The organism is Rikenella sp., assembly GCF_056799795.1.
Window position 1 is genome coordinate 17,964 of sequence record NZ_JBQIQO010000031.1, and the last position, 10,008, is coordinate 27,971.

The 10,008-nt window shown below is 58.9% G+C and carries 8 protein-coding genes; 6 read left to right on the forward strand and 2 right to left on the reverse strand.

Going from position 1 to position 10,008, the window contains the following annotated elements; genetic code table 11:
• The first annotated feature begins 14 nt into the window (after nucleotides 1-14).
• From nadA to ACTO3O_RS07825, 5 genes are read left to right on the forward strand one after another with little or no spacing between them, the layout of a single operon-like run.
• Nucleotides 15-962, forward strand: a complete 948-nt coding sequence (gene nadA, locus ACTO3O_RS07805) for a quinolinate synthase NadA (RefSeq protein WP_297830227.1) — start codon at nucleotides 15-17, stop codon at nucleotides 960-962.
• 25 nt (nucleotides 963-987) lie between these two features.
• Nucleotides 988-1,731, forward strand: a complete 744-nt coding sequence (locus tag ACTO3O_RS07810; protein WP_294593012.1) for an MlaE family ABC transporter permease — start codon at nucleotides 988-990, stop codon at nucleotides 1,729-1,731.
• A complete protein-coding gene (locus ACTO3O_RS07815) occupies nucleotides 1,728-2,486 on the forward strand; it encodes an ABC transporter ATP-binding protein (RefSeq protein WP_297830225.1) in 759 nt (252 codons plus the stop codon). The genes ACTO3O_RS07810 and ACTO3O_RS07815 overlap by 4 nt, the downstream gene beginning before the upstream one ends.
• A 26-nt stretch (nucleotides 2,487-2,512) precedes the next feature.
• Nucleotides 2,513-2,719, forward strand: a complete 207-nt coding sequence (locus tag ACTO3O_RS07820) for a hypothetical protein (protein ID WP_297830223.1) — start codon at nucleotides 2,513-2,515, stop codon at nucleotides 2,717-2,719.
• A 55-nt stretch (nucleotides 2,720-2,774) separates the two neighbouring features.
• Nucleotides 2,775-2,972 carry a hypothetical protein gene (locus ACTO3O_RS07825; RefSeq protein WP_297830221.1) on the forward strand — a complete coding sequence of 66 codons (198 nt, stop codon included), beginning with the start codon at nucleotides 2,775-2,777 and terminating at the stop codon, nucleotides 2,970-2,972.
• Nucleotides 2,973-4,740: 1,768 nt separating this feature from the next.
• On the opposite strand, the gene ACTO3O_RS07830 is transcribed toward ACTO3O_RS07825, so the two are convergent.
• Both ACTO3O_RS07830 and folB read right to left on the reverse strand, forming a co-directional pair.
• On the reverse strand, nucleotides 4,741-7,272 hold the full coding sequence (locus ACTO3O_RS07830; RefSeq protein WP_297830219.1) for an adenosylcobalamin-dependent ribonucleoside-diphosphate reductase: 2,532 nt from the start codon (nucleotides 7,270-7,272) through the stop codon (nucleotides 4,741-4,743).
• A gap of 119 nt (nucleotides 7,273-7,391) precedes the next feature.
• Nucleotides 7,392-7,748 carry a dihydroneopterin aldolase gene (gene folB / locus ACTO3O_RS07835; RefSeq protein WP_294593004.1) on the reverse strand — a complete coding sequence of 119 codons (357 nt, stop codon included), beginning with the start codon at nucleotides 7,746-7,748 and terminating at the stop codon, nucleotides 7,392-7,394.
• A 390-nt stretch (nucleotides 7,749-8,138) separates the two neighbouring features.
• Here folB and ACTO3O_RS07840 point away from each other — a divergent pair, with 390 nt between their 5' ends.
• On the forward strand, nucleotides 8,139-9,806 hold the full coding sequence (locus ACTO3O_RS07840; protein WP_297830216.1) for a glutamine--tRNA ligase/YqeY domain fusion protein: 1,668 nt from the start codon (nucleotides 8,139-8,141) through the stop codon (nucleotides 9,804-9,806).
• Nucleotides 9,807-10,008: the final 202 nt, after the last annotated feature.

The window sequence follows — 10,008 nt, forward strand, 5'->3', positions numbered from 1 at the left end:
ATATTTGCCCTGTTATGGATGCTTTGAAAGAGAAAATCGACACCCTCCGCCGCGAGCGCAACGCCGTCATTCTGGCCCACTACTACACCGACTCCGACGTGCAGGACATCGCCGATTTCGTCGGCGACAGCCTCGCCCTGTCGCAGCGGGCAGCGACCACCGACGCCGACGTCATCCTCTTCGCCGGCGTCCACTTCATGGGCGAGACCGCCAAAATCCTCTCCCCCCGGAAAACCGTCCTGATGCCCGACATGGCCGCCGGCTGCTCGCTGGCCGACTCCTGCCCCGCCGACGAGTTCGCCGCCTTCATCGCCGCGAACCCCGGGCGGACCGTCATCTCCTACGTGAACACCACCGCCGAAGTCAAAGCCCTGACCGACATCGTCTGCACCAGCAGCAACGCCGTCGAGATCGTCCGCTCGCTACCCCCCGACGAACCCATTCTGTTCGGGCCCGACCGGAACCTCGGCAACTACATCCGGAACATCACCGGGCGCGAGAACATGCTCGTGTGGGACGGCGCCTGCCACGTCCACGAAGAGTTCTCGCTCGAAAAGATCCTCGAACTGAAACAGGCCTATCCCCACGCCAAAGTGCTGACCCATCCGGAGTGCAAACGGCCCATCGTCCTCATCTCCGACTACGTCGGTTCGACCGCCGGCCTGTTGAAATACGCCGTGAACGACACCTCGACCGACACCTACATCGTCGTGACCGAGCCCGGCGTCCTGCACCAGATGCGCCTCGCCGCCCCCGGCAAGACCTTTATCCCCGCCCCGCCGAGCGACCCCTCCTGCGGCTGCAACAACTGCAGCTACATGAAACTCATCACCCTGCCGAAGATCGCCGCCGCCCTGGAGAGCCTGCAACCCGAAATCCTCATCCCTGAAGAGGTGCGCCGCCGCGCCGAAGGCTCCATCCGTCGGATGCTGGAGATCTCCGCCCGGCTCGGCCTCGTCTAACCCCCCTCATCGATCGAAACCCACCATGCGCATATTCAAAGAGACCGGCGAATACCTCACCCTGATGCGGAAAGTCTTCGCGCGCCCCGAGAAACTCTCGATCTACCGCCGCCGCACCCTGTTCGAGATGGAATCCATCGGCCTGAACTCGATCGGCATCGTCGCGATCATCTCGGTTTTCATGGGCGCCGTGGTCGTCATCCAGATGGCCAACAACCTCGAAAACCCCTTCATCCCGAAGATGCTCATCGGATACGCCACCCGGGAATCGATCGTACTGGAATTCAGCTCCACGATCGTCGCCCTGATTCTGGCCGGGAAAGTGGGCTCCAATATCGCCTCCGAGATCGGCACCATGCGGATCACCGAACAGATCGACGCCCTGGAGATTATGGGCGTCAACTCCGCCAGCTACCTCATCCTGCCGAAAGTGGTGGCCTCAGCCCTCTTTTTCCCCCTGCTCACCATCATGAGTATGATCATCGGCGTCATCGGCGGCTACCTCGTCGTCGAGGCGACCCAGATATTCCCCCCCTTCGAATACCTCGCCGGGATTCGGTACGCCGTCAACCCCTTCTATATCAGCTACTCGATCACCAAAGCCTGCGTTTTCGGCATCATCATCTCCACCGTATCGGCCTACTACGGCTACTACGCCAAAGGCAACTCGCTCGAAGTCGGGCGCGCCAGCACCCGTGCCGTCGTGGTGAGCAGCATCGTGATCCTGATCTTCAACCTGATTCTCACCCAAATCATGCTGACCAAATGATACGTGCCATCGACGTCTGCAAATCCTTCGAAGGGCGGCCCGTTCTCGACCGGATCACCGCCACCTTCCAGCCCGGCAAGACCAACCTGATCATCGGCCAGAGCGGTTCGGGTAAGACCGTGCTGTTGAAATGCCTCGTCGGCCTGCACGAGATCGACAGCGGCCAGATCCTCTACGACGACCTCTGCTTCAGCGGCGCCCCGCTCGAAGTGAAGCGCGAGATCCGTCAGAAACTGGGTATGATCTTTCAGGGCGGCGCGTTGTTAGACTCCTCGACCGTGCTCGAAAACGTGATGTTTCCGCTCGACCTCTTCACCGACATGTCTCAGAGCGAGAAGGAAGACCGGGCCGACTTCTGCCTCAAGCGCGTCAACCTGACCAACGCCGAACACCTCTACCCGTCGGAACTGAGCGGCGGGATGATCAAGCGGGTCGCGATCGCACGGGCGATCGTGATGAACCCCCAATATCTCTTCTGCGACGAGCCCAACTCGGGGCTCGACCCGAAGACCTCGGTCGTGATCGACAACCTGATCCAGGAGATCACCCAGGAGTACAACATCACGACCATCATCAACACCCACGACATGAACTCCGTGATGGAGATCGGCGACACGATCATCTTCATCTATCAGGGGAAAAAGTGGTGGGAAGGGACGAAGGACGACATTCTCGACGCAGACAATCGTGAGCTGGAAGATTTCATCTTCGCCTCGGCAATGGCCAAGAAGGTGAAAAACATGCAGCGGCGCTAAGAGGCTGTATCTATTATTCCATCAATTTGATCGATCGATCGCCCGCCCCGGGCTACCGCAACACATATTCGGGTTTGCAGGACGGCAGCGGCCGCTACGGGTACGGTTGGGCATCTGCATTCAGCAGCAGCAATACCGGCGGTTTGTGTTTAGGCTTCGGCACGGGAGGCCTCGGCACCAACAATTCAGACAATCGCGCCTCCGGTTTTCAGCTGCGTTGCCTCTCGGAATAAACAGAAGGAGACGTGCCTGTGGGGGCAATTTAGGATAGAGGCGGCCTGCTTTCGAATGCCGAGCGGCACCGCCCCGGGCTACCGCTGGGCAGCTTCGGGCGCACTGCACGACATCGGCCACCGTGGGTACAGCTGGGGCTCTACGATCAGCGGTACTTTCGGCATGAATTTGAATTTCGGGACAACATGGATTAACTCCAGTGGCGTGAATGATCGCGGATGGGGTTTTCAGTTGCGTTGCCTCTCGGAATAAACGGGCAGGAGAGCTTTCGCCGAAACCGATTGGGAACTTAGAACCCGGGCTTCTACTCTTTTTCTTTCCTACATTTACGATTCACTGGCCGAGCAGCATCGCCCGGGCTACCGCCACTACTCTTCGGGCAAGCCGGGTGGCCTCGGCAACTACGGATACAGTTGGTCTTCCTCCTTTGGCGGAACTGGCGGCATGTACTTGAGCTTCGCCGCGACAGAGCTCACCCTCAACTACTCGGGCAACCGTGCCGGCGGTCGTCAGTTGCGTTGCCTCTCGGAATAAACGGACGCACAGCATTTTTTGCCGCCAGCCTCTACCCTACTTTTGAGCTGAATCCTGCGGTTCGAAGAACCGCGCGGGCCGAAGCCTCCCCCAGCGGAGGCCCACAACTAACGTTGCTGTGGGCCCCGCAGGCTTCGACCCTCAAAAGCACTTTCCTCATTCACCGCCCAAATCTTTCAAGTTCGGCTTGTCTTCCATTTCTTTCGGGTTCGGGCTGCGGCTCCGAGGATGGGCCGAAGGCCCAGCGCGCAGGCCCGGCACCCCTAAAGGGTCGCAACAGTTTCGCCCAAACCACCGCCCGTTTATCACCACATTCTGTCGGATTCGGCCTGTCGCCCACTCTCCCGAGCGGCTTCGCCGCTGGGCGACGAGGCCGGCGACCTAAAGATCGCTGGAGCTCAGCTCATTCATCGCCCTATTCTCAGAAGTTCGTCCTCGGCGCGCCTCCCCTGCGCCGCTAATGCGTCGCCCTCGCCGAGGACGGCGATTCCTCACGGAATCGCGCTATTCGCTCTCATCCGAGAGTAAAGCCTTAAGCCCGGCCACCAACCTCGCCCCAATTCTGTCGGGGGCGGGCTGCGGCGTCCGGCCCGGGCATTGAAGATGCCCCGCCGCAAGCCCGGCGGCTCGTAGAGCCGCAGAAGCTCAGGCCGGTCCAGCTCGAAAACCGCAATCGGTTTTCGAGCCCGAAGAACAGACAAGACCCAACTCACCGCCCAAATTTCAGCCCCATGCTCGGCCCAGCGCGGCGGAAAAACCGTAATCGGTTTTCCCGCTTGAAGAACAAGACACGGCCCAAAGCTCACCCCAGTTCTCCGCCCCGTGTCCGCCTCACTGCGGCTCCGCTGTCGCTCCGCCGGTGCCGCTCGGCACTCGAAAGATAGGCGTATCTACTCCTAAACGTCGCCCGCGGCAATTCTTGCCGGATTGGCTCACCGCCAATCGGCAGAATATGCCCTCTTAGGCGGGCGGGCGACGGATTTTTCGTGCAGAATCGAGTTTTTTCGCGCGCCGTTCTTTGTCCGCGCGCTGGCGGAAATCTTATTCAAACGCGCCACACGCGTTTGAATGATTTCCTACTTCAGCAGTCGCGCGCGGTCGAGCTTTGACCCGCCTAAAACTGGCCTCGGGCCGGCCGGGTGACCCCGGCGGGACAGAGCGATACTTCATATCGCTTAATCAGTTCAGCCCAGTTCTTGGTGCGCGCCGGGGAAATCTTGTCAAAATATGCCAACACATTTTGACGATTCCCCTCCTAAGGCAGGGCGCGCGTCTTCGCCAACAGGAGGGTACTGCCCTCAGGCCGGGCAGGCCCCGCGTGCCCGCGGTGGGCAAAAGGCAGCCTCTACCCCAACAACTCGCAAAGGCAGTCCCCAACCGCAAGACACCTCTCCCCACAACAATCCCCCTAAAAACGATTCAGGGCCGGATAGTTCCGGCCCTGAACCCCAAAACAAAACAAGGAATTTATACCAACCCTGCCGCATCAACCGCACTTCGAGTGTCCGCAATTCGTGCAGACCAGACACCCCTCCTGATACACCAGCGCCTCCTGCCCGCACTCCGGACACTTTTTGCCCCCCTTCGGCTTCGTCCCGTTCGGGATATACTTGTGCAGCGCTCTCGCCACCCCGTTTTTCCACGTATTGATCGTGTCGCTGTTCAGCCGGAGCGACGAAACCAGATTCACCACATCGATCGGCGGCATCCCCGTCCTCAAAACCCCCGAAATCAGCTTCGCATAGTTCCAGAACTCCTCGTCGAACAAGCGCGAAATCCCCCCCACCGAATTCACATACCCGTACTTATCCTTATATTGGAAATCATACCGTTTCGTCCCGTCCTTCTCGATCACCTTGATGATATTCCCCTTCTTGATCGTCTTCGGGAAATAGAGCGCATCCTCATCCACCTTCCCCGTAAATATCTCATACGGTTTGTGGTTATAGAGCCCCACGAACGCGATCCAATCCTCCGGCCCGTTCTTGAACCGCACCACATCCGCCTCCAGCGACATCGGTCGGCTGGCCGGAATCCCATCTTCCTCCTCCTTCTTCTTGTCCTTCTTGACCAGCACCCCCGCCCGGCTTCCGTCCCGATAGACCGTCACCCCCTTGCACCCCGACTTCCAAGCCGTCCGGTAGACCTCGTCCACCAACGCCTCCGTCACATCGTTCGGCAGGTTGACCGTCACCGAAATCGAGTGATCCACCCACTTCTGCATCGCCCCCTGCATCTTGACCTTCGCCACCCAATCGATATCGTTCGACGTCGCATTGTGGTACGGCGATTCCGCCACCAATTTATCCACCTCCTTGTCCGACAGCTTTTTGATCTGTTCGTCCGTGAGCCCCTTATTGACCTTGACCCACGTCAGAAAATGGTGGTGATAGACATTGTACTCCTCCCACGAATCCCCCACCTCGTCCACGAAAGTGACATTCACCGACTTATCGCTCGGGTTGACCTTCCGCCGCCGCTTGTAGACCGGCAGGAAGACCGGTTCGATCCCGCTGGTCGTCTGTGTCATCAGCGACGTCGTCCCCGTCGGCGCAATCGTCAGCATCGCCACATTCCTTCGCCCCTGCTTCACCATCAGGTCGTACAGCTTCGGATCCGCCTCGCGAACCCGCTGAATCATCGGATTTTCCGCCTCTCTCGCCGCGTCGTACATCTTGAACGCCCCCCGTTCGCCCGCCATCTCGACCGAAGCTCTGTAAGCCTCCACCGCCAGCGTCTTCTGCAACTCCGCCGCGAACGCGATCGCCTCGTCCGACCCATACCGCATCCCCAGCGCCGCCAGCATATCCCCTTCGGCCGTAATCCCCAGCCCCGTCCGGCGTCCCATCAGCGCCTTTTCTCGAATCTTGCCCCACAACTCCCGTTCCACCCGCCGAATATCCGCCGCCTCCGGGTCATTCTCGATTTTGGCGATGATCGATTCCACCTTTTCGAGCTCGATATCGATGATGTCGTCCATCATCCGCATCGCCTTGCGCACATGCTTTTTGAACTTGGCCGTATCGAACCGCGCCTCCGGCGTAAACGGTTTGACCACATAGCTGTAGAGATTCAGCGCTAAGAGCCGACAGCTGTCGTACGGACACAGCGGAATCTCGCCGCACGGATTGGTCGACACCGTCCGGAAGCCCAAGTCCGCATAGCAGTCGGGCACCGACTCCCGGATGATCGTATCCCAGAAGAGCACCCCCGGTTCCGCCGATTTCCAGGCATTGTGGACGATCTTTTTCCACAGCGCCGCCGCATCCACCTCGCCCGACACCATCGGCTTGTCACCCGTGATCGGGAACTGCTGTTTGTACGGTTTTCCGTCGATCGCCGCCTGCATGAACTCGTCGTCCACCTTGATCGAGACATTCGCCCCCGTCACCTTCCCCTGCTCCAGCTTCGCGTCGATAAAGCGCTCCGCATCCGGATGCTTAATCGATAATGACAGCATCAAAGCCCCCCGTCGTCCGTCCTGCGCCACCTCGCGCGTCGAGTTCGAGTAGCGTTCCATGAACGGCACGATCCCCGTACTGGTCAAAGCCGAGTTCAGCACCGGCGAGCCCGTCGGCCGGATGTGCGACAAGTCGTGCCCCACCCCGCCGCGTCGTTTCATCAGCTGCACCTGCTCCTCGTCGATGCGGATAATCCCGCCGTACGAATCCGCCGGCGTCTCGTGTCCGATCACGAAACAGTTCGAGATCGAAGCGATCTGGAGGTCGTTCCCGATCCCGGTCATCGGCCCGCCCTGCGGCACCGCGTATTTAAAGTGGTCGAGCATCCCGTAAATCTCCTCCTCGCTCATCGGATTGGGATACTTCTCCTCGATCCGCGCCAACTCGCGGGCGATCCGGCGGTGCATCTGCTCCGGCGAACATTCGTAAATCTTGCCGAACGAGTCCTTCAGGGCATACTTGCTAACCCACACCGTCGCCGCCAGCTCGTCGCCGTTGAAGTAGTCGCGCGCGCCGGCCACGGCCTCTTCGTAGGAATATTGTTTAAGATCCTGCATGATATGTTTTGGTCTTGAATTTCGGTTTCCGGAGACAAAGGTAAGGCCCTTTCCGCCTGCCGAAATCACAGGGGCCAAAAACTTATTAACATTTAATTAATCGACTGTATATCACCCGATTAATCTTCCACCACCAGACTAACTTTCTCAACCTGACCGCCTAACGGCGGGTCGAGTTTCGAGACCTTCAACCGCAGGGCTCCCACGGCGGGAAACTCTGCCCGCAACGCCTCCACGATCCGCCCGGCGACGTGCTCGAGCAGGTGCGACGGAATCTCCATCTGCCGCCGCACGCTCTGATATACGTCCAGGTAGCTGACCGTGGTCGCGAGCTCGTCTGTCCGGGCGGCCTCCGCGCTGTCGACTTCGAACCGCAGGTCTACCCGAAACCGGTTCCCTACTCTCTGCTCTTCTTCGTAATGCCCGTGATAGGCGTAAAACTCCATGTTCTCCAGCTCGATCACTGTCTTTTTCATAGCTTCTCTATTTGATTCTTTCCGACAAAACTATCTGTTTTTGCTTTATGACCAGCTGGAACTGTTCTCTTTGTGAACAAAGAGAACCAGAAAAACTTTAGACGGATGCTAACGCATCCTCAAGCTGCCGGTCGCCCAACTCTCGGTTTGTTGGTTGGGCTGGGGTTTTCCGGCGCAGCGCGCTTGGGTTCTTTGCCCGTTATTAGCGCGCTCGCCGAGAAAACCCAGCCCGACAGACTCGCGAAACATGAGGACTGCGAAGCCTAAGGAGTAGCGTAGCTATCATAAAAGTCTTTTGGGTACCTTTTCTTCAGAAAAGGTACGGTTCCGTCCGGTCAAACAGACAAAAAAAACAATATCTTTGTAAGATAGAACAAAGCGAACATTCCTATGGAAAGCACCGACAAGCTGAACTTCATAGAAGAGATCATCGAGCAATCGATCGCCGCAGGCGAGCCCCGCGTCCACACCCGTTTTCCACCCGAGCCCAACGGGTATCTGCACATCGGGCATGCGAAGTCCATCTGTTTGAACTTCGGGATGGCCAAGAAATACGGCGGGAAGTGCAACTTGCGATTCGACGACACCAACCCCGTGAAAGAAGACGTCGAGTACGTCGACTCCATCAAGGAAGACATCCGGTGGCTCGGGTTCGAGTGGGCCGAAGAGCACTACGCCTCCGATTATTTCGAGCAGCTTTATGACTGGGCCGTCGAGTTGATCAAGAAAGGCCTGGCCTACGTCGACGACCAGACCCAGGAAGAGATCAGACAGGGTCGCGGGACCGTGACCCAGCCCGGCGTCGACAGCCCGTACCGGAACCGTAGCGTCGAAGAGAATCTGCGCCTGTTCGCCGAGATGCGCGACGGGAAATACAAAGACGGCGAGAAAGTTTTGCGGGCCAAAATCGACATGGGACATCCCAACATGCTCCTACGCGACCCGCTGATGTACCGCATCATCCACGCCCATCACCATCGGACAGGCGACAAGTGGTGCATCTACCCGATGTACGACTACGCCCACGGCGAGAGCGACTCCATCGAACGCATCACCCACTCGATTTGTACGCTGGAATTCGACGTCCACCGACCGCTGTACGACTGGTTCATCGAGCAACTGGGGATCTTCCCCAGCCACCAGTACGAATTCGCACGGCTCAACCTGACCAACACCGTGATGAGCAAGCGCAAACTGCTGCAACTCGTCAAAGAAGGATACGTCTCCGGCTGGGACGACCCGCGGATGCCCACCATCTGCGGCCTGCGGCGGCGCGGTTATACGCCGGAATCCATCCGAATGTTCGCCGAAAAGGTGGGAGTGGCCAAGCGCGACAATGTCATCGACCTGGGCTTGCTGGAGTGGTGCGTGCGCGAAGACCTGAACAAGACCGCCTTGCGTCGGATGGCCGTGCTCAACCCCTTGAAAGTCGTGATCACCAACTATCCCGAGGGACAAGTCGAACAGATCGAGTGCGTCAACAATCCGGAAGACGAATCGGCCGGCCGGCGGAACGTGCCGTTCGGTCGGGAAGTCTACATCGAACGCGACGACTTCATGGAAGAACCGCCGAAGAAGTTCTTCCGGCTCAGACCCGGCGGCGAAGTGCGGCTGCGGTACGGCTACCTCATCAAGTGCGACGAGGTGGTGAAAGACCCGGCCACGGGTGAAATCACGGAATTGCGCTGCACCTACGACCCCTTGTCGCTGGGCGGCGGCTCGTCCGACGGACGAAAAGTCAAGGGGATCATCCATTGGGTATCGGCCGCGCATGCCGTACCGGCCGAGGTGCGGCTGTTCGACCGCCTGTTTGCCGTTGAAAGCCCGGACGAAGTGCAGACCGAGGGCGGCTCGTTCCTCGACAACCTCAACCCGGACTCCCTGAAGACCGTACAGGCCTACTGCGAACCGGCGCTGGCGGATGCCGTCCCGGGCGACAAGTTCCAGTTCGAGCGTCTCGGTTACTTCTGCGCCGACAGCGACTCGAAACCTGGCACCCCGGTTTTCAACCGGACGGTGGGCCTCAAGGACTCTTGGGCCAAGATCGCAGCAAAATAACCGTAGGGTTATTTGTCTGACATTCTTTGTGCCGGATAGAACTGCCGCTTTCTTGTAAGAAAGCGGCGCAAAGAACTTTCGTGATAGCTACGCTACGCCTTACGCTCCGCAGTCCTCAGTCTTCGTGAGTCTGTCGGGCTGTGGTTTTCTCGGCGGGGCGCTATAATGCGAGTATTACCCCAATGCGCCCCCGCCGGAAAAC

Coding starts and splice junctions, on each gene's coding strand:
- nadA (WP_297830227.1), top strand. CDS start 15: ATGGATGCTTTGAAAGAGAAAATCGACACCCTCCGCCGCGAGCGCAAC.
- ACTO3O_RS07810 (WP_294593012.1), top strand. CDS start 988: ATGCGCATATTCAAAGAGACCGGCGAATACCTCACCCTGATGCGGAAA.
- ACTO3O_RS07815 (WP_297830225.1), top strand. CDS start 1,728: ATGATACGTGCCATCGACGTCTGCAAATCCTTCGAAGGGCGGCCCGTT.
- ACTO3O_RS07825 (WP_297830221.1), top strand. CDS start 2,775: ATGCCGAGCGGCACCGCCCCGGGCTACCGCTGGGCAGCTTCGGGCGCA.
- ACTO3O_RS07830 (WP_297830219.1), bottom strand. CDS start 7,272: ATGCAGGATCTTAAACAATATTCCTACGAAGAGGCCGTGGCCGGCGCG.
- folB (WP_294593004.1), bottom strand. CDS start 7,748: ATGAAAAAGACAGTGATCGAGCTGGAGAACATGGAGTTTTACGCCTAT.
- ACTO3O_RS07840 (WP_297830216.1), top strand. CDS start 8,139: ATGGAAAGCACCGACAAGCTGAACTTCATAGAAGAGATCATCGAGCAA.